Raw genomic sequence first — 22,932 nt, forward strand, 5'->3', positions numbered from 1 at the left:
ACTTCAAATGGTCGACTCTCACATCTTACGAGATTTCGCAAACGAGTGGCGAAATCTCGCAAATTCACGAATTTCCGTCAGCAGGTCAGATCAAAGCAATGAATCGCAAGTCACCTTCAAAATTAGACTTGCGACCAATTCGAGGGCTTGGCCCAATTCGTGCTTTAGATGAGTTGTGTGGTCGACACGAAGCATTCGGGAACAGCCGAGGGGAGCGAGCGATACCAATGGCCGACAGGGAATATCACACGGTCGCTCGCCTTGGAGAGATCGCCGAGGGCTCGGCCCGGTCATACTGGATTGAGGGCAAGCGCGTCGTCATCTTCCACTGCGATGACACATACTATGCGATGGCCGATGCCTGCCCGCACCAGGGGCGGAAGCTCAGCCAGGGCCAAATGGAATGCGGCGTGGTCCAATGCAGCGGGCATGGCTGGCGATTTCGCCTGGCCGATGGTCGGGAGGTCGACCGCCCGCAGGTCCGGGTCCGGACGTACGGCGTGAGGATCCGGGGAGACGAGATCCAAGTCGCCTTCGATACGCAGGAACGCCCCGTCGAGGCCTACCCCTCGATACCTCTGGCCGGCGAGAAGGCCATAGGATTGCTAACATGAGTGAAATCCGTCGACAATCTATTCTGGAATCCAGGCATTCTTTCACTCATACGTCGCGAGTCTCGCCATGTTGACCTCACCGCATCGATTCAGCGTCAGGGCCTTGCTGGGCCAGCGATGCTCGGAATGCGGGGCAGGGCGGGTCTTCCGGGGCAGGTTCGCGATGAACGAGTTCTGCCCGGCCTGCGGCTACAAGTTCGAGCGTGGTCCCGGCTATTTCACCGGGGCCATGTACTTCAGCTACGCCCTGGGGATCCCCCTGATGGTCGCGGGCACGGTCGCGGGCAAATACTGGGCCGTGCCGTCATGGCCGCTCCACCGGATCCTGCTCGCGGTCTGGGTCATCACCCTGCCGCTCGCCCCGGCGGTCTTCCGATATTCACGCGTCCTGTTCATCCACTTCGATCGCTACTTCGACCCCTTGGGGACAGGCGACGAGATGCGGGAGCCGGGCCCTCGCCAGGCGGCACCCCCGGTATCAGAGGGCGTCGAATACGCCCAGCCGCAAACGAATCCAAACTTCTGAACTCCAAGCAAGTTCAGTCCGATCGAGATTCCCCTCGCATTCTTCTACGGATAGGTGGTGTCTCATGGATCCCGTGACCTATTTCGGAACCGTCTTCTTCCTCTTCATCATCTGCCTGCTCGCCGCGGGGATCCTGGGCCGGGGTTGGTTCCTCTGGGCCTCCGAGGACCGCAACGGCAAGCCACGGGACGCGTCCTGATTTGATCATGCCGGCATATAACAGACATCGATCCCGGAGGAGTCATGAGAGTCCGCGCGGCCGTGGTGCAGGCGGCCCCTTTGGTCTTTGACCTCGACGGTACTTTGGAGCGGGCCCAGGAGCGGGCGAGGCGTGCGGCCGAGACGGGGGCGCAGATCGTCGTCTTCCCCGAGGCCTTCGTCTCCGGCTATCCCCGAGGCCAGGACTTCGGCGTCAAGGTCGGCTCGCGCACGCCCGAAGGCCGCGAGCTCTACCACCGTTACTGGGCCAGCTCAATCGAGGTCCCCGGCCCCGCCACGGCCCTCCTCGGCGACCTGGCCAGGGAGACGGGCACGTACCTCGTCATGGGCGTGATCGAGCGAGAAGGGGGCACGCTCTACTGCACGATCCTCTACTTCGACGCGCACGGGAGCCTCCAGGGCAAGCACCGCAAGCTGATGCCGACCGCCGCCGAGCGGCTCGTCTGGGGCTGCGGCGACGGCTCGACGATGCCCGTGCTCGATACCCCCCTGGGCCGGGTCGGCGGGGCCATCTGCTGGGAGAATTACATGCCGATGTTGCGCATGCACCTCTACGCGCAGGGGGTCCAGATCTACTGCGCCCCGACGGCCGATGAGCGCGAAACCTGGCTGGCGACGATCCGGCACATCGCCCTCGAGGGTCGGTGTTTCGTCCTCTCCTGCAACCAGTTCGCCCGGCGATCCGACTACCCGGCCGACTACCCCGGCATGCTCGACGCCGAGCCCGATCGGGTCATCTGCCGGGGGGGCTCCTGCATCGTCGACCCGCTGGGTAAGGTCCTGGCCGGCCCCCTCTTCGACGAGCCCGGGATCCTCGCCGCCGACCTCGACCTGGACGAGATCATCCGCGGCAAGTTCGACTTCGACGCGGTGGGCCACTACGCCCGCCCCGACATCTTCCAGCTCCGCGTCAACACGGCGCCCACCCCGGCCGTCACCACCCGGCCCGGCCCCTCGCCGCGCTGATCCACCCCGAGGACGACCAGCAGCCATCCGGGGCCGACCGGCCCCTCGAGGAGACACGTCATGTCCGATCCAAAAATGAACACGACTTCATTAAAATCTTCCGAGACCCCCAAGCCTCCCAGCAAGGTCGAGGCCGTCAAGCTGGCCAGCGAATACCTCAAAGTTCAGGTCGTCGACGAGCTGACGAACGGCCAGAGCCACTTCAGCGAGGAGGCGATGAACGTCCTCAAGTTCCATGGCTCGTACCAGCAGGACGACCGCGACCTGAGGACGGGCCTGAAGCGCGAGGGGAAGGAGAAGGCCTATCAGTTCATGGTCCGGGTCCGCATGCCCGGCGGCAAGCTCGCCACAGCGGATCAATACCTATCCGTCGCCTCGCTGGCCGAGACGGTCGGCAACGGCACCTTGCGGATCACGACGCGGCAGGAGTTCCAGATCCACGGCGTCCTCAAGCGCGACCTCCCCGCGACGGTCCGGACGATCAACGAGGTCCTCCTCTCGACCCTGGCCGCCTGCGGCGACGTGGAGCGCAACGTCCTCTGCTGCCCCGCGCCGATCCAGGACTCGATCCGCGACGCCATGCAGGCCGATTCTTCGCTCTGGGCCTCGCACGTCGCCCCGCGATCCTCGAGCTACTGGGATATCTGGCTCGACGGCGAGAAGCTCGACAACCCGCTCCTCCCCGTGGCCGGCCCGATCCGCGTCCCGACCCCTGGGGACGACGCCGTGGAGCCGATCTACGGCAAAGCCTACCTCCCGCGCAAGTTCAAGACGGCGTTCGCGCTTCCCGAGGACAATTGCACCGACGTTCATGCGAACGACCTCGGCTTCCTGGGGATCGTCGAGGGGGGCGTCCTCGTCGGCTACAACGTCCTCGTCGGCGGCGGCCTGGGCACAACCCCGAGCGCCGACAAGACCTTCCCCTACCTCGCGGTGCCCCTCGGCTACGTGGATCGATCGGAGATCCTGGATGTCTCCGAGGCCGTCGTGAAGGTCTTCCGCGACCACGGCAACCGCTCCGACCGCAAGCGGGCCCGGCTCAAGTACCTCGTCCACGACTGGGGGATCGCCGCCTTCCGCGCCAAGGTCGAGGAGTACCTCGGGCAACCCTTGCTCGATCCCAGGAATGTGCATGTCTCCGACGTCGACGACCACCTCGGCTGGCACGAGCAGGGGGACGGCAAGCTCTTCCTCGGCATCCCCGTCGAGAACGGCCGGATCAAGGATGAGGGCTCGTTCCGCCTCTTCAGCGGCCTGAAGGCCTTCTTCGAGCGGTATCGGACCCCCGCGCGGCTCACCTGCCAGCAGTCGATCCTGCTCACCGGCCTCGACCCCTCGTGGCGCCCCGAGATCGAGGCCTGGCTCGAGTCGCACGGCATTGCCACGGTCGAGCGCATGAGCACCGTCCGTCGCTGGTCGATGGCCTGCCCGGCCTTCCCGACCTGCGGCCTCGCGGTGACCGAATCCGAGCGGGCGCTCCCCACGATCATGGACGAGCTCGAGGCCGAGCTGCCCGGTCTCGGCCTGGCCGATGAGCGGTTCACCGTGCGGATGACCGGCTGCCCCAACGGCTGCGCCCGCCCTTATAACGCCGACATCGGCCTCGTCGGTCGCTCCGCCACGCGCGACGCCAATGGCCTCCCCGGCCCCGGCACCTACACGATCTTCCTCGGCGGCCGCACCACCGGCGACCGGCTCAACGTCGTCTATAAGGACTACGTCCCCTTCGACAAGGTCGTCCCCGAGTTGATCCCCCTCTTCACCCGCTTCCGCGACGAGCGCCACCCCGGCGAGACCTTCGGCGACTTCTGCGACCGGCTCGGCGTCGAGAACCTCGCCGCCACCGTCACCGCATGACCCTCCGGGCGGGAGGCCCCTTTCGAGCCTCCCGCCCGGCAGTTCGCCATCGAGTCAGGACTTCCGCTCCAATTTCTCGACCTTGGATTGCTCGCGCTTCCAGATCTCTTCCTTGACCGTTTCCTCATGAAGAGCTTTGCTGATATCACTCTTCAAGGCCTTCGTGTTCTTATCCAGGCTGTACTCGATGAGGACCTTTTGCTTGGCACCGGCCTGCTCGCGTGCAAATTGCGCCGCCTTATTGCTTGCCTCGCGCGCCACCTTCTGCGCCTTGGACAGGTAGCCCTTCTTGAACATCTTCTCGGCCCAGTCGAGCGTGTCTTTCGAGCGGGTTTCCTCGGCCTCGGCGAGCTTGAGGTGGGATTGGGCCACGGCCAGATCGCGCGGGTAGGAGACCTCCAGGAATTCCTCGAGGGCAATCTCGGCGAGTTCGCGATTGAGCCTGGCGATCTCGTAAGCGGCCTTGGCCTTGCGCGTCGCCAGGCGTTGGGCATTCCGCTGTATCGGGTCCTCGGCGGGCTCCTCGACTTTCGAGCCCCGGCCCATCGGCTCTTTCTCGGGCGAATCTCCGCGACCGACCTGGGCGACCAACCGGCCCGCCCGCGCCGGCTCGTCGGATCCTCCGCCTACGAAAGTCGCCCCTCCGGTCGCGATCCCGATGGCCATCGCGGCCAGGACGAGATGGCGTAGCGAGACCATCCCCATCCAATTTGAAACATACTCAAAAACCCATATGAGTTCGCAACCAACTATGGATGATATCACGGGACGAGTCGCCATTTTCATCGCCGCGTCGACGGCATTCCTGGCGATCCTATCGGGAATGGCCGCGACGGCGTCCTTCCGCCAGGCGTCGAAGAACGACGAGGCCACCGCCACACCGACGCCTCGCCGCAGCAATCGCTCGCGGAGCAGTTTCCGCCCTTGCGCCTGCCGGCTCTTGATCGTGCCGACGGGCCAGCCTAGGAATCGTGCAGCCTCCTGATGCGTCCGGCCTTCCAGGTCGCAGAGCAGGAGGGGCCTCCGATACTTCTCGGGCAATCGGTTCAGTTCCTCGTGTACTGCCTCGTCGCGCAAGGGGTCACATGCGGGTTGCCCGTCGAAGATTCGGGCCGAGCCCTGCGTCGCGAATCGTTGCTCGTTCTTGAGGCGACGCACGAGCCTCGACCGATGAAAGGCCGCGGTCCGGCAGGCGACCTGGTGCAGCCAGGGCCCGAGCGAGTCTCGCACCCAGAGCGAGCGGGCCTTGCGGACCAGCACGAGGAAAGTGGCCTGGAAGGCGTCTTCCGCCACGTGCTCATCGCGCACGATCGCCAGGCAGGTGCGCCAGACGAGCGACTCGTGGCGCTCGACCAGCGCCGAGAAGGCGAGCTCGGCGACCTCGATCCCGTCGGTGGCGAACCGTTCCAGCAATTGGCCGTCGGTCATGTCCCGGACGGCCCCGATGTTGTAGAGGATCTGGATCTGTCGAAAGAGGGCGCGATCGCGTTGCTTGGCTCTCACGAGATTTCCCCCCACCAGGCGGGCCGCCTTCGCAAGCCCGCCGTGCCCGAGTCGGTCCTTTCCCAATAATGTCGCGGGCCGCCCGGCTGGTTCTCGAATTCGTGAGGCTCGGAATTTCTCGCCCTCTGCCTTCTTCGAGCGAGGTATCACCCTCGATCGGATGGATCTCAGGCCAGGCCCTGGCGGGCCCTCCAGGTGAGCTCACTCCCATGAGGGCATTTGCAGCGCCAGAGGCCCGCCTTGGGCCTCCGGGTTCGGAGGTGCAGGCGATCGCAGCCGGCACAGCGCGCTTCCCAGCGTGCCGATTCCTCGAGGGTCTGAGGCACCAGCGGCTCGAGCGCCGGGTCCCCCTTGAACTCGAAGACGAGCGGAGATCGCCCCTTGCATCGGCAGCGATACCCATTCAGGCTCGTCGGACGCCTGTAACGGTGGAACGTATGATGACACGTCGGGCACGTGGCCTGCCACTGGCCGGGCGAGAGAACCGTCTCTCGCGAGTTGTCGCATGCGCGAGGCTTCGCGCCCAACCTCAGCGCCACCGCCTTCCACACCGGCCCATGCCTCGCAGCCGGCCCGGCGATGGCGTGGGCGATCTCGTGCCGGAGCGTGTCGAGCACCACGGAAGCCGGGTTGTTGCTCGCGTGGAACTCGGAGATCTCGATCCGCTTCGACTGATATTTGCAAACCCCCAGGCGTCGCTTCGTGTTCGCCAGGGCGAACGTCCAGCCCCGCAAGCCATGCGACTTGATCTCCGAGCCGGCGATGTCGACCAATTCCTTCAAGTCCATGACCAACTCCCTGGGCCCGCCTCCTAACCCGACCGAACCGCCCCATTTCAAGTCGCGACCGGCGAACCCGCCGGCCCACAATTGTATGGCGACCGCGGTGCCAATCGACCTCCATTTACGATCGATTTAGCCCTCATGACTTCGGAGATCCTTCCTCAGTCCCCACGATTGAGGGGATGGATTGTGCGAAATCTCGCTTTGCTGGTGAGGAATTGACACACGAGGTCTCAACTTCCATAATCTCAGGCGTCAGAAAGTTCGATGCCGTCCACGAAGGGAACCCGGTCGTGGGCACGCAAAGGCAGGGCAACGGACGGCGCAACGTCAAGCGCCGGTGCGGTGCCCTCGTTTTTTGTTTGCTCCTCACGAATCCGGAGACGATCCGATGGCTGCATCAAACCTGGTCGAGCAATTCATCAACGACGACGACGCCTACCTGGCCTGGCTCGCAAAACACCCGAGCGGCTACGTCGTCAACTCGAACCGCGAACCCGACGCTTCGTATCTCGTCTTGCATCGGGCTTCGTGTGAGACCATCAATACGGGATCCAGGAACAACTGGACCACCACGGGTTTCATCAAGACCTGCTCCGACGATGTCGCGGCGCTGGAGGCCTGGGCCTGGCAGGCGGCATCCGGACATCTCAGTCCGTGCGGCAGATGCAATCCTAAGCTCACTAGGCCTCAGACGAATCTCTTCATCAAGGTAAAGTCGGGCACTCCTCCCAAACTGCCCCCCGACCTCCCGAAGTCGGCTCCCACTCCAGCGACTCCGCCGCCGCTCTCAGCGAAGAGTGCAGCGGCGCCTCCGCCTCTCGGTTCGAGGGGCGTGCCGGAGTCGATCTCGACGGGGTGCCCCGAACTCGACCGGGCCTGGGCGAGCTATGCGGCCTGGATCATGAACCGGCCGGAGGTCCCGATCCCCGACACCGAGGATGACCTCAACTGGCATGCCTTCCTGGGCCACAGCATCGACATGCAAGGCTTCCGCGCGGCCGAGTTCGCCGGCGTCGATGCGTTGACCAGGCAGGCGCCCGAATTCGTGCCGCTGCGGAAGCGGGGGATCGGCATCCCCGATCTGGCCGCGCTCTGGGAAGTGCCGGAGATTCGCCAGCACCTGCTGGGCGTGCGCGATGACATGCCGCTCGAGGCGTCGCTCAAGGTCCTCGAAGCCCACGGCGGCGCGGTCGGCAAGTCGCTCGCCGAGGCCTTCCGCCACTTCCCCTGGCGCAAGTTCCACTGGTCGGTCCGCGCCCTGCTCCAGAATTCGTCGGCGCTCAAGCCGTTCGACTACTCGTTCCGGAAGTGGCTCGAGAACGAGTGCAGCCGCCTGGGGGCCTCGCAGTTCCCCCCGGTGGATTTTCGTCAGCCGGTGACGCGGGATGGCGCGAGCCTCACGCTGGAGCAGGCCCTCAAGCTGAGCCTGGCGCAGGCCTTCTACATGGTCGGCCCCGCGATGTCGGCTTATATGATCTGCGACTGGCAGCTCGGCCTCTGGAAGTCGGGCCGGACCGCCGTCTTCGCCAACATCAAGCTGGACTCGTTCCACGAGGCCTTCGTCAAGTCGTTCGGCCGGGGCATCATCCCCAGCAGCGAAGCCGGCTTCGCGAAGTGGTGGCTCGGCCTCTATCCGGAACTGCCCCCGCGCCTCGCGAATGAGTGCATCTGGCTGTCCATCGAGAACAAGCAGGTCAATCCCTGGTGATCTGATCGGGATATGCCGGGGTCGGGATGCATCATCTTGCATCCCGACGTTGCTCATCGATAAATCCGAGTCATCTTCTCAAGCTTGATCCTCGTCAGACTCGCGTCAGGTAGCCCGGCGGGACGGCGTCGGTCAGCCAGACGTCGTTGGCGGAGACATAGAAGGCGTGGCCGTCGGCTTGCATGCGGCCGGAGGCGACGAGGAGGATGACGGGCTTGCCTCGCCTCGAGCCGACTCGCCGGGCGGTTTCCACGTCTTTGGACAGGTGGACGTGGTGACGCTTGCCTCGGATCAGGCCCTGTTCGAGGATCGAGGATAGGAAGCGGTCGACCGTGCCGTGGTAGAGGGTCTCGGGCGGGTCGGCCGGGGAGAGCTGGAGGTCGACCTCGACGCTGTGCCCCTGATTGGCGCGGATCAGGTCGCCGGTGTCGTCGAACGAGAAGCGGCGCTTGTCATTGATCTCGACGACCTCGACGAGGTCGTCATAAGGGATCGTGAATCCGTGCTTCGCGGCGGCGGCGAGCAGGTCATCGACCGAGACCCAGCCGCCGGGCTGGAGCTCGAGGCCGAGGTCTTGCGGCGCGTGCCTCAGGTATTTGGCGAGGTATTTACTTATGGTTACGAGCCGCTTTTCCACTTGAAGAGTCTCCCATTATCCGGAGATTCGCGGAGAGTTCGATCGGGCCTTATCAAAGGGGCGACCGTCGATTCCCGGTTCCATCGACGAAACCCCGTTGAGAAATAGACTATCCACGCCGAGAAAGGTTCGGCAGTCGCGGGCCGCACCGGTCTCTCACACCAGGACGGTGAGAGTACGGATTCGGGTCACACTTTGGGCTCCTTCGAGTGTGGCGACGACACGACGATCCGGGGTATTCCGAACGGAGTCGGAACCCTGGCCAACCACATCTACGCGTTCTCTCGAGGTCGATCGCCGGGAGATTGGCCTCAGGGTTGGGGCACGCGTCGCCCGGCGCGGAAGGCTCCGGCTAATCCCGTCTTGATCGCAGGTTGAACGGATCGCGGGGGACATCCTCCCGAGGACGGCTCGACCCGAGGGTCTTCACCCTGTCGACACTGGAGGGGAACTGCGACCCCACTCGTTCGCCTGGCGTCGGGCGGCGACGCCTGCCTTGGCGTGGGGTAGGCAGGGGGAGCCGATGGCCTCGGGGCGACTCCCCGATGGCGCGAGAGTCCGGTGATGCTGCCCGCAGCTTGGCTGGCGGAACGAGAGGGGGGCTGGGCGACGGGTCGCATGGAACGGGCCAGCATGTTGGCCATGCCCCTCGGGCTCGACGAACCCGTCGGCGCGGGAGGGGCAGGCAGTTCCGACTTCGTCGCGGCGGGCGAAACGGGAGTGCGAGGCACGATCCGGTCACGCGAGGGACGTCGCAGCGTCGAACGCAGGCCGCGGGGGATCGGGCCGACGGCCGATGCGATCGCCTCGTCGGTCCAGCCTTCCTTCACGAGGGCGGCACGGCCGAACTGGGCGAGGACGGGGCAGGAGCCCTTGGCCATCTCGATCGCTTGATCGGGCGTCAGCACCGGCTCGGGCGTCGGTTCCTGCATTTGCATTTTCGTCTCCCCGGTCGGTCCGGTCGGCCGCTCCCGAGCTGGACCGACCGACCGGGGTTTTTCTGATTTGGACTCTTTTCTTTCTGTCTTAATACAGGGGGCCGCCGATTCCGACCGATCTACCTGTCGAGGACGACCGAGTTGGGAGTCGAATCTGGACGTTTCGTTCGTCGCAGATGGCGATGGCTCTACGCGGGCTATGCCAGCGTAGGAAAACGTAAAGGCGATCCGACGATTCCTGCCACCCTGGTCTCGGACGATCCATCCCGTGTTCGTAAGTTCGCGCAGGGCCCTGGAGATGGCCGAGAGGCTCTTGCCCGTGGCGAAGGCGATTTCGTCGTCCGTCGCGTAGCAAAGTCCTTTACGAGCAAGGCTTTCGATCGCGACGAGTACCCGGAAGGCCGAGTCGCTGATGTCGGCCGCGAGGGCCGGCCGAGGGGTCCGGCACCAGTAGAGGGGGGCCGCGAACGTCAGCGGCGAGCGATCGGCCGAATTTTTCGCTTCAGGATTGCATTCAGAAGTTCGGCGCGTACAATCTACGTTGTGCACTGGGTTACCTCCGAGTGCGCCCAATGAGTGGCAGGTTGGCGCCTGACCCACTCGATATCAAAATCTAAAGGCCTCACAGCAGTTGGCGCTGCTGTGAGGCCTTTCTTTTTACCTCCCGCACACATCCGAAGCAACGCAGGTTCCCAGGCCTCCCGGGATTTTTGATCGACGCAACTTCGCCCTGGTGGCTGATTTCCGCCAAGGCCGACATGGTCATTTCCGGCCAGGTGGGGCCCCTGGCGGCTTGTGAGCAACCCGGTCTTTTGGTTGCCCAGGGAGAGGTTTAGCCAACCTCTGAGAAGGATTTCACCATCGAATTGTTAGAACTTCAGCACGAGCCCCGTCGCCCTGTGACGAGGCAGCCAAGCTCCCCTTGCAGCTTCCTGTGATGGCCGACAGGCTGCCCTACTGCGCTACTGGCCCTGGCCGGGCTCTCGAGTGGGTTGCGAGGACGCAAAGTCGGTCATTGCGAACGTGAGAACGGGCCTGTCGCTGCAAGTTGGGGTTTCCGTTGAAGTTGGATCTTTGCCCTGGCTGGAACGTAAAGCTAAAGGCTTGATAAGAGAGTTTTATAGAGTGACAAACGAATACTATAGCAAAGCCATAAAATCGGTGTTCATGGAAAAAATTGCCGCATCCTGCGTAGTGTGCTCCGCGTGGCAACTCATCCCAGGAGCTTCTCCGGGTGAAGGGGGTCCGCTCCTGACTCCGACGACCAATCCTCTCGCTCACATGGGCGCTCCCGGTCGCATGCCGAGTCGGTCTTCCCATGATGCGAGAGGGACGACGATGAATTTCGGCTTGTGCGCAACCTCGCACAACCTGGATGGAACTGGCTCGAGCAGGTCATGCCGCCCGGCTTGTCGCCTCGGAGCACGGCATAATGGGAGATGTGCGAATCAGGTATGGGTCAGGAAGGCGGGCGTGGTCGCCAGGGATCGAGAGCCGCGCGAACTCGTCCGACGGAGCGCCGAGAGATTCTGGCCACGTATTCCCCGGATGAAATGAGTGGGTGGCGGATCTCGGCCACCTCGAAATATGGCGGGGTTGGAGGTCTGGCCCGCTACCGGGATGATGCCTGAGGACCGGGCCGAACTTTCCCGGGTCCATGCTCGGAGGACGGCCGGGCGAGGCGCCGGCGGGTCGCTCGCCAGGAGGCGTTGTCGAGGGTGGAGATGGCGCCCTGGCTGGCGTCGAGCCTCAGGCCGGTGAGGACTTCGAGGCGGCTCATCATCAGGTCGGGGGCGTCGAGGGGCGTGCGAGGGACCTCGTAAACCCGCGCGACGCTGTGCGTGTCGCCCGTCAGGATGGACTTGCCGTCGGGGGCGAAGGCGACGTTCCAGAGCTGGGCAGGGTGGGGGAAGGGGGGGCCGATCGGCTGGCCGGTGGCGGCGTGCCAGATCCGGACGGTCTTGTCGCGGCTCCCGGAGAGGACCGACTTGCCGTCGGGGCTGAACGCGACCGCGAAGACCCAGGCCTGATGCGGCAAGGGGGGGACGACCTGCGTCCCCGAACTCGGATCCCAGATCCGGACCATGCCGTCCTCGCAGCCGGAGACGACTGTCTTGCCGTCGGGGCTGAAGGCCAGGGCACTGACCGCGCCCGGGTGGGGCATCGCCGGGCCGACCGGCCTCCGGGTCGCCAGGCTCCAGACCTGGGCCGAGCCGCCGTCGAGCCCCGAGACGACGGCCTTGCCGTCGGGGCTGAAGGCCAGGGAGTCGACCGAGCCCGAGTGCTCGATGGGTTCTCCCAGGGGCTCGGCGTCGCGGGCGTCCCAGAAGCGGACCGTGCGGTCGGCGCCTCCGGTCGCGACGACCTCGCCGTTGGGGCTGAAGGCGACGACGGAGGCTCCGCTAGGATGCCAGAGGAAGCGGACGGAGGTGGCCTCGCTCGAAGGATTCCAGAGCCGGGCGGGGCTCCCGCCGACGAGGAGGGCTTTGCCGTCGGGGCCGCAGGCGACGCTCGTCACGAGTCCGCGCCCCGGGAGGATCCCCCCTTCGGGAGTCCCGGTCTCCAGGCTCCAGACCTGGGCGTCTCCGCTCCGCCTGGCCCCGAGGAAAGAATGCCCGTCGGGGCTGAACGCCAACGACTGCCCGCCCCCCTGGATCGTCATCAAAGGTCTGGCATAGAGGCAAGACTCGGCCTCCCAGACGCGCACGGTCCGGTCGCTCCCCGCGGTGAGGAACGCCTTGCCGTCGCCGCGAAAGGCCACGGTCGAGATCGGGCCGAGGTGATACAGCGGGGGCCCGAGGGGCTCGTTCGTCCTCGAGTCCCAGAGGCGTGCCGACTTGTCCTCGCCCCCGGTGAGATACATCCTGCCGTCGGGGCTGAAGGCGATCGCCCGGATGTTGCCCCGGAGCGCCTTGAGGTCGACGGCGGTCGGCCTGTGCGTCGTCATATCCCAGGCCTGCACCCAGCCCCCCCAACTGCTCGTGAAGAGGGTCTTGCCGTCGGGGCTGAAGGCCAGGGCGAGGATCATGTTGCTGTTCTTGACGGGCGAGCCGATCAGGCGGCCGTCGTGGGCGTCGAGGAGGTCGACCGAGCCGTTCCCGATCCCGACGGCGACAATGTCCCGGCCGGGCTGAAAGGCGATGGCCATCACCTTCCCCCGGCTCTGATGCGAAATGCCGACCGGCCTGCCGTCGCGGGCGTCCCAGAGGCGGGCCTTGCCGTCGGCGCCCCCGGTGACGATCACATTGCCGTCGGGGCTGAAGGCGAGGGCGGAGATGTCCGCCCCGTGCGGCAGGACGGGCCCGAGCGCCCGGAGGGTCCCGGCCTCCCAGAGCCTGGCATTGCCGTCGCTGCCCCCCGTCAGGAGTCGCTTGCCGTCGGGGCTGAAGGCGACGCACGAGACGATGCCCGGGTGGGCGATCGGCCGGTCGATCGGCTCGGCGGTGCCGGCCTCCCAGAGGATGGCCTTGCCGTCGTCGCCGCCGGTGACGATCGTCCTGCCGTCGGGGCTGAAGCGGGCCGCGTTGATCGAGCCCTCGTGGGAGAGGAGCCCCTTGAGGCGCGGGAGGTGATCGCCCCAGGCCGAGACGTTGGCGAGCGCCACGTCCCGCCAGGCGAGGTCCCCCGCCGCCGTCGCCGAGCGCCAGGTCTCCATCATCCAGAGGAGGCCGACGCCGACCTGCTCCTTCTCGAAGGCCGTCTGCCCCCGCTCGAAGTCGCGCATGGCCAGGAGCCGCTGCGACTCGGCGAGCGAGACCCGCAGGTCCCCGCGCTCCTTGGCGAGCTGCTTCGCGAGCTTCCCGACCTCGTCGGCGGCCTTCGCCTTCTCGTTCGCGTGGTTCATCGACACGGCCACGGCGAGGCTAAGCGTCGCGACCACCGTGACGGCCGCGCCGGCCTCGATGGGGCTGCGCCGACCCCAGCGCCAGGCACGCTCGAAGAGGTTCGAGCGCCTGGCCTCGATCGGCCTCCCCTCCACGAACCGGCGGAGGTCGTCGGCGAGGTGCCCGGCCGTCGTGTAACGCTCGCTCGAGCTGTTGGAGAGGGCCTTGAGGACGATCGTCTCGAGGTCGCGGGGGAAGCGGTGGTCGAGCTGCCGGAGCGGGGTAGGCCCGCCGTGGAGCAGGCGATCCACCAGCTTGATCCGGTCGGTCTCGTCGAAGGCCGGGCGGAAGGCGAAGAGCTCATAGAGCGTGGCCCCGAGCGCGAAGACGTCGCTCCTCGGGTCGGACCAGCCGTTGAACCGCTCCGGGGCCATGTAGCGGAGGGTGCCCACGATGTCGCCGGTGCGCGTCAGGTCGTCGCAGTCCTGCGTCTTCGCCAGCCCGAAGTCGGCCACCCAGACGTGGCCGTTGGCGTCGAGCAGCAGGTTCGACGGCTTGATGTCGCGATGGAGCACCCCCTGCTTGTGGGCGTAGTCGAGGGCCTCGGCCACCTGCGCCCCGAGCCAGGCGGCGCTCCGGAGGTAGTGCGACCCGGCCTCACGCGTCGATCCCGACCGCGTCGCGCCGCCCGAGGCGAGTGCCGTCGTCGACGACCTGGAGAATCCCGAAGCGGCCGCCCCCTGCGGGAGATAGTTCCCCCGGCGCAATCCGAGCGCCAGGTGGGTGGAAAGGGTTCTCGGATCTTCAACACCGAAATCATGGATATCGGGATCGCCTTGCGGGTCGGACTTGAGCCGACCGGCCTCGCGGAGCACGAAGTCGAGGCTGCGCCCCTCGATGAACTGCATGGTATAGAAGTGCCGCCCCTCGTGCTCGCCGAGGCCGAAGACGGGGACGATGTGCGGATGCTGGAGCCTCGCGGCGGCCAGGGCCTCGCGTCGAAACCGCTCGAGCCGGTTGGCGTCGTCGGGGTGGGGCGAGGGGATCGTCTTCAACGCGACGTGGCGGCCGAGCGACTCCTGGATCGCCTCATACACGGTCCCCATCCCGCCGAAGCCGAGCGGTCGGATCAGTAGATAATCCCCCAGGCGCTCGGGCATCTTGCCGACGAGGCCGGGGTGGCCGGCGCCGGACCTGGGATCGCTCGGGTCGCCGAGTTTCTCCATCGCCAGCATCGCGGGGATCAGGGAGCGGAGCCTGTCGGCGTGCTCGGGATGCTCCTGGGCGAGGCTCTGGATCGACGGCCGTTCGCCCCGGCGATAGCGGTCGAGGAAGGCGTCGATCAGGAGGTCGACGGGGTCGAATTCGGAGTCGGAATCGGAGCCTGAGTCGGGATCGGACTTCGTGTCGATCAAGGGAAGAGGCCCTCCCGATCGCCCTCGAAGGGGTCGAGGAGTTGCTTGAGCTTCTCGAGGGCGCGGAGGTAGCGCTTGCCCGCGGCGGCCTCTGTGACGCCGAGCACGATGGCGATCTCGGAGCGGCTCAGTTGCTCGAAGTGGCGGAGGGCCAGGGCCTCGCGGTCGAGCGGGGGTAACTGATCCAGGGCCTGCCGGAGCCGTTCGTTCCTCTCGGCGCGGACGGCGGCCTCGCTGGGCCGCGTCCCCTGGTCGAGCAGGTCGGCCGCGATCGCCGCCGACGACGCCTGGGGGAACATCCCGCAGGCGAGCGCGACCTCCTGGCCGGCGCCCCGCATCTGGACCCCGATGTGCTTCCGGTGCAGAGTGATGATCTTCTGCGCCGTGAGGAACCGGAGCCAGAGGAAGAACGGCATCTTCGGCTCGCGGAGATAGGCCGGGAGCCGGACCGAGGCCTCCAGATACGCCTCCTGGATCACGTCGGAGGGGTCGATCCGCTTGCTCAGGCGCTGGTCGAGCCGGGCGACGACCATCCTGCGCAGCCGCTGACGGTGCCGCATCAGGATCGTCTCGATCGCGGCCGGATCCCCCAGCGACGCCTGTTCCAGCAGCCGCGTCGTTTCGGTCGATTCGCTCGTCATGGAATCTCGGCGCCGAGGGGTCGGGCCGACGTGGACCACCCATTTCTGAGGGGGAAATTCCCCCTCGCGCAAGCCCGATCCCTACCTTAACCGCGCCAACATCGGTTGACAGGACACTCATCCGAAAATTTTTGTCGACGATTTTTCCCACGATGGGGCCACGGGTCTTGACTCCGAAAATTGCTCAATGACAGTTGTCTCGTTTCGCGACCCCGGCGCGGTCTAAGGAATGAGGACTTGTGGCCCATTCCCAACGCCTTCGGAGTCTCGCGATGTCCCCCAAGCACGATCAAGCCATGCGCGGCCCGTCTTCGACCCCGACCCCGCCCTCGCGACGATTCCGCCTCATCCCCGAAACGGTCGGCACGACGCTCGGCCGGGCGGGTCAGGCCGGGTTCGACACCTTCGGCCTGGCGGCCGTGCTCGCCCTGATGATCGCCGTCTTGATCTACGCCAACGCCCGCACGCTCGGCCCGGCCGATGGCTCTGAGCCGGAAAAAGAGCAGGGGGCCGGTGGGTCGGGGATCGTCGTGAGGTCGGAGGTCGTCGACCTCTGGCTCCCCGGCGAGTTGATCGAATTGGCCGATGCCCCGTCCCCCATCGCCAAGAATCACGACGACCTGCGTCGCGTCCTCGACGACCGGAAGTTGCAGGCTCTCCGCTACGGCCTGACGATCCGTGGCCATCAGATCAACGGCGGATACTCCGACATCACCTACATCCGCCACCCCTACGATGAGCCCCTCCATTGCCAGGAGCTCCTCGATATCCTCGCGGAGATGAACGCCGCCGCCGATCGCGACGTCGAGTCGAAATTCCCTTCGGCCAGGATCCACACCGTCACCGAGGCCTTCCTCAATGCAATTGCGCCTTGATGTAGTGAAAAGGTAGAGTGACTATCCGGCGACTTAATTGTAATCTCGATATGAATGGCCAAGAGAAATGGGAAGACGTGACAAGTCAATCAAGCCAACTCTTGAATCGGGTCGCCGTCGGCCAGGATGGGGAAGGGGCGGCCGGTCTGGTCCTGGAACTCGGAGCGGAAGTTGATGCCGAGATGCCGGTAGATCGTGGCGAGGAGGTCCTTCGGGGTGAGCGGGCGTTCGGAGGGGTACTCGCCGCGGCGGTCGGTCGAGCCGACAACCTGGCCCACGCGGAGGCCGCCGCCGCTGATCAGGGCTGATTGAGATGCGGGCCAGTGGTCGCGGCCGATGAGGCCGTCGGCGAGGGCGAGCTTGGGGGTGCGGCCGAACTCGCCGGCAGCCACGATCATCACCTTGCGGTCGAGGCCCCGGGCGTAGACGTCCTCAATCAGGGCCGTGAGGGCCTGGTCCATGAACGGGGCCCGGTAGCGCATCGCGTCGCGGAGATCCCAGCGGGTCTGCACGTTGATGTGGTCGTCCCAACTGAAATAGCGGTCGGAGAGGGTCGGGGCGAGGGCGTCGATGGTGATGACGGACGTGCCCGCCTCGGCCAGCCGACGGGCGAGCAGGCAACTCTGCCCCCAGAGGTGGCGGCCGTAGCGGTCCCTGAGCTTAGGATCCTCGCGCGAGAGGTCGAAGGCCGACGCGACCCTCGGGCTCGTGAGCATCTGGAAGGCCGCGTCGCGGAAGGGGTCGCCGCCGACCTCTCGGCCGAGCCCGTCCAGGCTCCGGCGGAGGTTGTCGAACTGACCCTGGAGGCCGCGACGATCCTCGAGCCGCTTGCCGTCCACGCCCGCGGCGATGGCCAGGCCGGGGGGCTGGAAATTGGGGATCGACGGGTCGCCGGTCGGGAAGGCCGAGTGCGCCACGCCCAGGTAGTTGGTCCGGGTCATGAACGGCTGCTTGGGGATCCCGACATACTGGGGGATCCCGTCGGCCCGGACCCCGCGCATCCGGCTGGCGACCATGCCGAAGTCGGGGTGGTCGGAGAGCGCCGTGGAGGTCGGATCGGGTCGTGCGGGGGTCTTGCCGGTGAGCAGTTCGATCGAGCCGTCGTTGTGCGCCGACATCTCGTGGTGCAGCGAGCGGATCAGGGTGATCTTGTCGGCGATCCCGGCTTGGAGCGGGAAGACCTCGCAGAAGTCCATGCCCGGGACCTTGCTCTGGATCGGGCGGAAGGGGCCTCGGATCGAGTCGGGGGCGTCGGGCTTGGGGTCATATGTCTCGAACTGGCTGGGCCCGCCCCACATCCAGAAGAGGATGACGGACGTATCCGGGTCGGGCCTCGCCGCCGCGGCCCTGGCCGCCAGCAGGTCGGATAGCCCCAGGCCGCCGAGGGCGAGGGTGCCGAGCCGGAGGAACTCCCGGCGGCGGAGCGGTCCATAGCAGGGCATCAGCAGCATGGCTTGGCTCTCTCTGGGCGTGCTCAACATTGGTTGAATCTTATCGCCCGAGGCCCGATCCTGGCAATGCAGAAGGAGTTTCCCCCAGGATCGGCTCGATCCTTGTTATCGGGTTTGTGCATTCAGGGAGTTGCGAATAGGGGCCGGCGTGCGGAAATGTCGCGAAAGGCGGGGGAGTCGCTTCGAGCCTTCAGGCGCGGGGATATCGCCAGTTGTAGCGGGTGAAGCCTCGGAGCCAGGATTCGTCGAGGAAGTCGAAGGTCCCGGCCCCGTCCTGCCAGGTCAGCAGGCCGACGGAGCCGGCCTCGGCGGAGGCGCCGGCGCGTTTCAACTCGAGGCCGGCCAGGTGGAAGACCTGCGTGGTTTCGTCGGGGCCGGAGACCCGGCCGAAGCGGCTGCCGTAGTGCCCGAAGAAGGCGAACGCCGGGCGGGCGATGGAGATCAGGGCGTCGAGCCCTTCGCTGCCGGCTCCGGGCAGGACCGCGTCCCTCGGGCCTTCGTGCGAGAGCAGGACGTCGAAACTTGCGCCGGCCAGTGCGGTCAGGCTGCGATCCTTGATCCGGCCGCGGTCGGGCGTCTTGCGCCTGGCGTTCGGGGCCTTGTCGTCGATCCCCCAGACGGCCCCCACGCGGAGTGGCCCCGGGAGATCCTCGACCATCCCATCCCTGATCCCGCGCACGAAGCCGTAGGCGTCCACCGCGAAGCTGCCGGATCGTCGGTTCCCGGCCGACTCGAGCCTTGCCAGGGCGTCGAAGTCCTCATGGTTCCCCGCCGTGAACCAGAGTGACGGCGGCGACCCCCCGACGCCGTGGAAGATGGCGTCGGCCTCCACGCTCGGCTCGGCGACGAGGCATGCGCCCAGTTCCAGCGGGTCGTCCGCGGCGTGTCGGGCCGTCGCCTTATCGAGCCGCCCCGGGTCGGGGAAGAAGCCGAGGTCCCCGACCTGGAGCAGGCCGTCGAGCCTGACCTCATGGTCACGCTCCCAGGCCAGCGCCAGACGAAATGCCGGCAGGATCCTGCCGTGGAGGTCGCCGAAGATCAGGTAGTGGCTTGTATCCATGAACGGTTCATTTGAACTCAAGGCCATGATCAATCAGACTATTCTGATCAAATGTGAGGCCTGGACTGGACACGCGGCGGGATGTCGAGGTTCGGCGCCCTCCGTTGAGATCTCATGGGATTTTAGGACACTTCTCGCTGATCCCGACAGTCCTTGGCCCTCGCGTCACGCCACTCGCCCCCTGGGCACCGCCTTTGGTGAGCATCCATCATCTCCGCTCGGCCCCGGATCGCCATGCCACCGACTTCGTATCGCCCTCTCGCGCTTGTAGCGACGGTCCATGAGCAGGACCAGGAACCGCACGATCGTCCGACGCTCCCGCCACTTGTACCGCGCTTTCTCCTCATGCCGGAGCTGCCGGTTGACGCGCTCGACATGATTGTTCGTCCGCACCCGGCGGCACGCCGGGTCCTTCAGGAACGCGATCATCTTGGCGAACTTCTCGTCGGGGAGCATCCCCATCGCCGACGACAGCTCGGGGACCTTCTGGAAGCGGGGATTCCCCAGGAGCTGCCGCATGCCGGCCCCGGGCCAGCTCCTCCGTCTGCCCCTCCTCGAATAGCATCGTGAGACGGTCCACGAAGTCCCGCAACGTCTTCAGCTCCGGCAGATAGCTCAGCATCGTCTCCAGGTCCGCCCGCTCCCCGGCGCTCATCCCCTCGCGGCGCTTCACGATCAGCCAGCGATGCTTGAAGACGAAGGCCGATTTCTCCTTGTTCGTCAGGCGCCGCCGCGACCGGCGCCGGGGCCGGCCCGGCTTCCGCTTGCGGCCTCGGTTGCCGCGGCGGGAGAGCCCCCGCCGCATCCGACGCACCGCGTCCAGGACGCGCTGATGCAGGTCCTTCAGGACGTGGAAGACGCACAACTGATGGCGGGCCGCCGGCCAGAGTTCCGCCAGCAGGGTCGGATAGAGGTTTGAGCCGTCGGTCACCACCACCTGCGGCAACAGCCCCCACCACTTGAGGTCCTTGAGGAACCGCCGCATGTGGTCGCGATCGTCGCCGGCGACGACGGCGAAGGCCACGGGCAGGTCCTGGAGCGGGTCGGTGGCCAGCAGGAGCGTCGATCGGCCCAGGTGGAGCTCGTCGACGCAGAGCGTACCGCTGAACCGGGTCAGGATCCAGCGGCGATGCTCGGCCATGTCGAGGCCGCGGACCCTGCGGTCGAGGCAGTCGTAGACAAAGCCGTCGGAGAGGTCCAGGAGGAAGTCGCGGCGCATCGAGGCGATGACGCGCTCGACGCTCATGCCGTCGTCGAGGATCCGGTCGAGGACCGCCTCTCGGACCTTGTGGTCGTAGGCGGCCTTAGGTTCGACGCCCGGGGGGCAGGTGCGGAAGGTGCTGCAGCAGCCGCAGCGGGCGCGATACTCGCCGTAAGTGATGTCGAGGAAGACGACCTGCTTGTAGGCGAGGGTCCGGACGAGGCGCCGGAGGACCTGCTTGAGCGCCCCCGCTTGCCGCACGTGGGGCATGGAGCCTGGCTCGGGGCGCAACTCAGGGGTATGGTACGGACGTGGGGCCTTCGGGTCGCCATGACCTGCGTGCTCCTGTGGGACGGGTAATCACCCACAAGCACGCAGGCCCTATCTCCTCTTGTCAAGAGCCTCTTACGGCGACCGGACTCCTGTCGGGATCAGCGAGAAGTCTCGATTTTAGGGGATGATTCGCTGCCCGCAGTGCCTCATCTCCCCCAATCACATGGGGTCTCGTCTCCTGTCCCAAGTCGTCCCGATCAGGGCAATTTTGGCCGCTCGTTGAGAAGGGGCCAAGTGCCGTTCACCCCGGAGATGACGCGGTACCTGGTTTCTCGTTCTGGGTGGCCCCGGTTGGAACAACCGGGGTCGCGCAGCGACAAGAGGTTCTTCGCACTGCGCCCCGGCCGAACCCCGAGGCCGTCCCCGTTTCCCCGGCAAGTTCACAAACCCCGGCAACCGCAAGTCGCCCACTCAATACCCCGGCCGGGACGAGCCGCCTTCCGCTTTAATTGTGTCGCACCTTCATATTTAAGGATATCACCGATTGGAACTATCGGGGTCGCGCAGCGACAAGAGGGTTCGAGCAGATCCCCGAGGCCGAGACCAGAGGCCGTCTGCGAACTCCCCGGTCGTCTCGCGTCCTCTCTGAGGATCGACGAGTGCCCGAACGGGTCGTCTGCGAGCCTTCGCCGGCGAGGTCACTTCCCGGAAATACACGGAGGGTCTTCGTGCTCGGCCGATGCTGTTTGGTAACGGGCCTCTTGTCGCTACGCGACCCCGACGGTTCCAATCGGGGCTACCCAATGAGGGTGGGTCGGCCGGGTTTTGGCGTGAGTCCTGGACGATGTCGAGGGGCCTTAACGTCGCCGAGGAAGACGGAGAGGGCCTCCGGAAATGCGTTGCCGAATGGCCAGAAATCTCTTGTCGCTGTGCGACCCTGGTTGTACCAACCACGGCCACCCAAAAGTATGAAAAATTGAAGACGTTAGGCCGAGGCTATCCGAAGATATGGAAGGCCGGGGATGGGGATTGCGGGGGGGCTTTGCTCATAGGCAGGGAAGATTGCAGAATGGCTCTCGTCCCGGCCGGAGCCAACGATTGTTGGGATCTCGTCGCTTTGAGAACCCAGGCCTGCCGATCCGGGCGATCCGGAGAGGACTCGGGGAAGGCCGGGGTTTACGCGTGGCGATCCGAACCCTGGCCGATCCCGGAGGGTCTTCCCCCGCGGGAAGCCACTCAGAAATGGGGAACGACCTTGGAATCGAGCGGAGGTCTGATGGAGCCGAAGCAGGTGATCGTGATGCGGCGAGACTTGAACATGCGTCGTGGAAAGGAGATCGCGCAAGGGGCCCATGCGGCGATGATCTGGCTGGCTCTTCGAATCCGACGGCCAGGCTATGTCTTCACCGAGGCCGAGCGCCGCTGGCTCGAAGGGGGCTTTACCAAGATCTGCGTCAAGGCGGAATCGGAGGCGGAGCTACTGCAACTCGTGGAGAAGGCCCGCGCGGCGGGGGTCGAGGCGCAGCTCTGCGTCGACGCCGGGCGGACCGAATTTCACGGCGTCCCCACCCCGACCTGCTGCGCCATCGGCCCCGACTTCCCCGACAAGATCGACGCGATCACCGGGCACCTGAAATTGCTCTGAGAGAATTGAACATGATTGCGAGGGCTTACATCCAGCGGGACGGCCCCGGGCGGTTCGGGCCCGAGGAGCGGGACCTGCTGCGAGGATTCGAGAGCCTTGGCATCACCACCGAGCTATTCACCCGCAAGCAGGTCGAACGCAGGCGATTGGCGCTCGACAAGTCCACGTTCGTCGCCGGGGACCTCCCCTCCGTGCTCGGCGCCCTGGCGCAGCTCAGGATCGAGGCTCCTCGGCCGAACGACTATCCGGCCTGCCTCGAATCTCTGCTATTCAGGCGGGTCTGGCCGAGCACGGTGCGGCAGCTCAAGGAGGCCATCTACCACGAGAGAGGGCCCCTCATCTTCGCCAAGCCCTCGGCCCGCAAGAAGCGTTTCAACGGACGGCTGTTCGCCCACCCGGAGGATCTGTATCACCTCGAAGGGGCTTCGGGCTCCACCGCGATCCTCTGTTCCGAGCCCGTGCGCTGGGCGTCCGAGTTCCGCGTGTTCGTCATCCGCGGCCGAGTCGTCGGCATTCGCCATTATGCGGGCGACCCCGCCATGAACCTCGATGAAGGTGTGATGTCGGAAGCCGTCCACAGACTCGAACGCTCCGGCGAGGCGACGGCCGGGTATGGCCTCGACCTCGGCGTCCTCGAGGATGGCCGGACGGCCCTGGTCGAGTGGAACGACGGTTACGCGCTCGGCTCGTACGGCCTCGACCCCGGGCTTTATACCGAACTTGTCATCGCCCGTTGGTGCGAATTATTAAACCAGGCAAAGCCTGGTGAATAACACTCATCACCGACGATATAC

At 65.9% G+C, this 22,932-nt stretch carries 18 protein-coding genes and 1 pseudogene; 9 read left to right on the forward strand and 10 right to left on the reverse strand.

The window, feature by feature from the left end; all coding sequences use genetic code 11:
* Positions 1–227: 227 nt before the first annotated feature.
* The 5 genes from ACOYYX_RS11140 to ACOYYX_RS11160 all read left to right on the forward strand — a co-directional run bounded on the left by ACOYYX_RS11140 (position 228) and on the right by ACOYYX_RS11160 (position 4,182).
* A complete protein-coding gene (locus ACOYYX_RS11140) occupies positions 228–614 on the forward strand; it encodes a Rieske (2Fe-2S) protein (protein WP_422930001.1) in 387 nt (128 codons plus the stop codon).
* 67 nt (positions 615–681) lie between these two features.
* Positions 682–1,140 (forward strand): DUF983 domain-containing protein, encoded by a 459-nt coding sequence (locus ACOYYX_RS11145; RefSeq protein WP_422930002.1) that lies wholly within the window; start codon positions 682–684, stop codon positions 1,138–1,140.
* Positions 1,141–1,204: 64 nt separating this feature from the next.
* The gene (locus ACOYYX_RS11150; RefSeq protein WP_422930003.1) at positions 1,205–1,339 is read left to right on the forward strand and encodes a hypothetical protein; all 135 of its coding nucleotides are present in this window, start codon (positions 1,205–1,207) and stop codon (positions 1,337–1,339) included.
* 44 nt (positions 1,340–1,383) lie between these two features.
* Positions 1,384–2,325, forward strand: coding sequence for a nitrilase-related carbon-nitrogen hydrolase (locus ACOYYX_RS11155; RefSeq protein WP_422930004.1), 942 nt, complete (start codon positions 1,384–1,386; stop codon positions 2,323–2,325).
* A 60-nt stretch (positions 2,326–2,385) separates the two neighbouring features.
* Positions 2,386–4,182: an NADPH-dependent assimilatory sulfite reductase hemoprotein subunit gene (locus ACOYYX_RS11160; RefSeq protein WP_422930005.1), complete on the forward strand. Its 1,797-nt coding sequence runs from the start codon at positions 2,386–2,388 to the stop codon at positions 4,180–4,182.
* A gap of 54 nt (positions 4,183–4,236) precedes the next feature.
* Here ACOYYX_RS11160 and ACOYYX_RS11165 read toward each other — a convergent pair whose 3' ends face one another.
* Together ACOYYX_RS11165 and ACOYYX_RS11170 are read right to left on the reverse strand one after the other, a co-directional pair.
* Positions 4,237–5,685: a sigma-70 family RNA polymerase sigma factor gene (locus ACOYYX_RS11165; protein ID WP_422930006.1), complete on the reverse strand. Its 1,449-nt coding sequence runs from the start codon at positions 5,683–5,685 to the stop codon at positions 4,237–4,239.
* 167 nt (positions 5,686–5,852) lie between these two features.
* On the reverse strand, positions 5,853–6,473 hold the full coding sequence (locus tag ACOYYX_RS11170; protein ID WP_422930007.1) for a SprT-like domain-containing protein: 621 nt from the start codon (positions 6,471–6,473) through the stop codon (positions 5,853–5,855).
* Positions 6,474–6,858: 385 nt separating this feature from the next.
* Between ACOYYX_RS11170 and ACOYYX_RS11175 the strand changes: the two genes are divergently transcribed.
* On the forward strand, positions 6,859–8,178 hold the full coding sequence (locus ACOYYX_RS11175) for a hypothetical protein (RefSeq protein WP_422930008.1): 1,320 nt from the start codon (positions 6,859–6,861) through the stop codon (positions 8,176–8,178).
* Between the two features lie 94 nt (positions 8,179–8,272).
* Here ACOYYX_RS11175 and ACOYYX_RS11180 read toward each other — a convergent pair whose 3' ends face one another.
* From ACOYYX_RS11180 to ACOYYX_RS11200, 5 genes and pseudogenes are all read right to left on the reverse strand, one after another.
* Positions 8,273–8,815 carry an RNA 2'-phosphotransferase gene (locus ACOYYX_RS11180; RefSeq protein WP_422930009.1) on the reverse strand — a complete coding sequence of 181 codons (543 nt, stop codon included), beginning with the start codon at positions 8,813–8,815 and terminating at the stop codon, positions 8,273–8,275.
* 311 nt (positions 8,816–9,126) lie between these two features.
* On the reverse strand, positions 9,127–9,753 hold the full coding sequence (locus ACOYYX_RS11185) for a hypothetical protein (protein ID WP_422931730.1): 627 nt from the start codon (positions 9,751–9,753) through the stop codon (positions 9,127–9,129).
* A 318-nt stretch (positions 9,754–10,071) separates the two neighbouring features.
* Positions 10,072–10,353, reverse strand: a pseudogene (locus ACOYYX_RS11190) (hypothetical protein); the annotation flags it as partial.
* 1,012 nt (positions 10,354–11,365) lie between these two features.
* The gene (locus tag ACOYYX_RS11195) at positions 11,366–14,992 is read right to left on the reverse strand and encodes a protein kinase domain-containing protein (protein WP_422930010.1); all 3,627 of its coding nucleotides are present in this window, start codon (positions 14,990–14,992) and stop codon (positions 11,366–11,368) included.
* Positions 14,989–15,633 (reverse strand): sigma-70 family RNA polymerase sigma factor, encoded by a 645-nt coding sequence (locus ACOYYX_RS11200; protein ID WP_422930011.1) that lies wholly within the window; start codon positions 15,631–15,633, stop codon positions 14,989–14,991. Before ACOYYX_RS11200 ends, ACOYYX_RS11195 begins: the two co-directional genes overlap by 4 nt.
* A gap of 272 nt (positions 15,634–15,905) precedes the next feature.
* Between ACOYYX_RS11200 and ACOYYX_RS11205 the strand changes: the two genes are divergently transcribed.
* Positions 15,906–16,508 carry a hypothetical protein gene (locus tag ACOYYX_RS11205; protein WP_422930012.1) on the forward strand — a complete coding sequence of 201 codons (603 nt, stop codon included), beginning with the start codon at positions 15,906–15,908 and terminating at the stop codon, positions 16,506–16,508.
* Positions 16,509–16,597: 89 nt separating this feature from the next.
* On the opposite strand, the gene ACOYYX_RS11210 is transcribed toward ACOYYX_RS11205, so the two are convergent.
* The 3 genes from ACOYYX_RS11210 to ACOYYX_RS11220 all read right to left on the reverse strand — a co-directional run bounded on the left by ACOYYX_RS11210 (position 16,598) and on the right by ACOYYX_RS11220 (position 20,490).
* Complete coding sequence (locus tag ACOYYX_RS11210) at positions 16,598–17,959, reverse strand: DUF1501 domain-containing protein (RefSeq protein WP_422930013.1); 1,362 nt, start codon at positions 17,957–17,959, stop codon at positions 16,598–16,600.
* A 190-nt stretch (positions 17,960–18,149) separates the two neighbouring features.
* The gene (locus ACOYYX_RS11215) at positions 18,150–19,019 is read right to left on the reverse strand and encodes a metallophosphoesterase family protein (protein WP_422930014.1); all 870 of its coding nucleotides are present in this window, start codon (positions 19,017–19,019) and stop codon (positions 18,150–18,152) included.
* A 343-nt stretch (positions 19,020–19,362) separates the two neighbouring features.
* Positions 19,363–20,490: a transposase gene (locus tag ACOYYX_RS11220; protein ID WP_422930015.1), complete on the reverse strand. Its 1,128-nt coding sequence runs from the start codon at positions 20,488–20,490 to the stop codon at positions 19,363–19,365.
* 1,279 nt (positions 20,491–21,769) lie between these two features.
* Between ACOYYX_RS11220 and pth2 the strand changes: the two genes are divergently transcribed.
* Together pth2 and ACOYYX_RS11230 are read left to right on the forward strand one after the other, a co-directional pair.
* Complete coding sequence (pth2, locus tag ACOYYX_RS11225) at positions 21,770–22,138, forward strand: aminoacyl-tRNA hydrolase (RefSeq protein ID WP_422930016.1); 369 nt, start codon at positions 21,770–21,772, stop codon at positions 22,136–22,138.
* A gap of 11 nt (positions 22,139–22,149) precedes the next feature.
* Positions 22,150–22,911 carry an ATP-grasp domain-containing protein gene (locus ACOYYX_RS11230; RefSeq protein WP_422930017.1) on the forward strand — a complete coding sequence of 254 codons (762 nt, stop codon included), beginning with the start codon at positions 22,150–22,152 and terminating at the stop codon, positions 22,909–22,911.
* The last annotated feature ends 21 nt before the right edge of the window (positions 22,912–22,932 follow it).

This window comes from Singulisphaera chitinilytica (assembly GCF_049331405.1).
GTDB lineage: Bacteria > Planctomycetota > Planctomycetia > Isosphaerales > Isosphaeraceae > PoT.

Bases quoted from the DNA above. Each gene is read 5' to 3' on its own strand.
- ACOYYX_RS11200 (WP_422930011.1), bottom strand. From the start codon at position 15,633: ATGACGAGCGAATCGACCGAAACGACGCGGCTGCTGGAACAGGCGTCG.
- ACOYYX_RS11215 (WP_422930014.1), bottom strand. From the start codon at position 19,019: ATGGATACAAGCCACTACCTGATCTTCGGCGACCTCCACGGCAGGATC.
- ACOYYX_RS11230 (WP_422930017.1), top strand. From the start codon at position 22,150: ATGATTGCGAGGGCTTACATCCAGCGGGACGGCCCCGGGCGGTTCGGG.
- pth2 (WP_422930016.1), top strand. From the start codon at position 21,770: ATGGAGCCGAAGCAGGTGATCGTGATGCGGCGAGACTTGAACATGCGT.
- ACOYYX_RS11205 (WP_422930012.1), top strand. From the start codon at position 15,906: ATGTCCCCCAAGCACGATCAAGCCATGCGCGGCCCGTCTTCGACCCCG.
- ACOYYX_RS11220 (WP_422930015.1), bottom strand. From the start codon at position 20,490: ATGCCCCACGTGCGGCAAGCGGGGGCGCTCAAGCAGGTCCTCCGGCGC.
- ACOYYX_RS11155 (WP_422930004.1), top strand. From the start codon at position 1,384: ATGAGAGTCCGCGCGGCCGTGGTGCAGGCGGCCCCTTTGGTCTTTGAC.
- ACOYYX_RS11170 (WP_422930007.1), bottom strand. From the start codon at position 6,473: ATGGACTTGAAGGAATTGGTCGACATCGCCGGCTCGGAGATCAAGTCG.
- ACOYYX_RS11175 (WP_422930008.1), top strand. From the start codon at position 6,859: ATGGCTGCATCAAACCTGGTCGAGCAATTCATCAACGACGACGACGCC.
- ACOYYX_RS11140 (WP_422930001.1), top strand. From the start codon at position 228: ATGGCCGACAGGGAATATCACACGGTCGCTCGCCTTGGAGAGATCGCC.
- ACOYYX_RS11210 (WP_422930013.1), bottom strand. From the start codon at position 17,959: ATGCTGCTGATGCCCTGCTATGGACCGCTCCGCCGCCGGGAGTTCCTC.
- ACOYYX_RS11145 (WP_422930002.1), top strand. From the start codon at position 682: ATGTTGACCTCACCGCATCGATTCAGCGTCAGGGCCTTGCTGGGCCAG.
- ACOYYX_RS11150 (WP_422930003.1), top strand. From the start codon at position 1,205: ATGGATCCCGTGACCTATTTCGGAACCGTCTTCTTCCTCTTCATCATC.
- ACOYYX_RS11185 (WP_422931730.1), bottom strand. From the start codon at position 9,753: ATGCAAATGCAGGAACCGACGCCCGAGCCGGTGCTGACGCCCGATCAA.
- ACOYYX_RS11160 (WP_422930005.1), top strand. From the start codon at position 2,386: ATGTCCGATCCAAAAATGAACACGACTTCATTAAAATCTTCCGAGACC.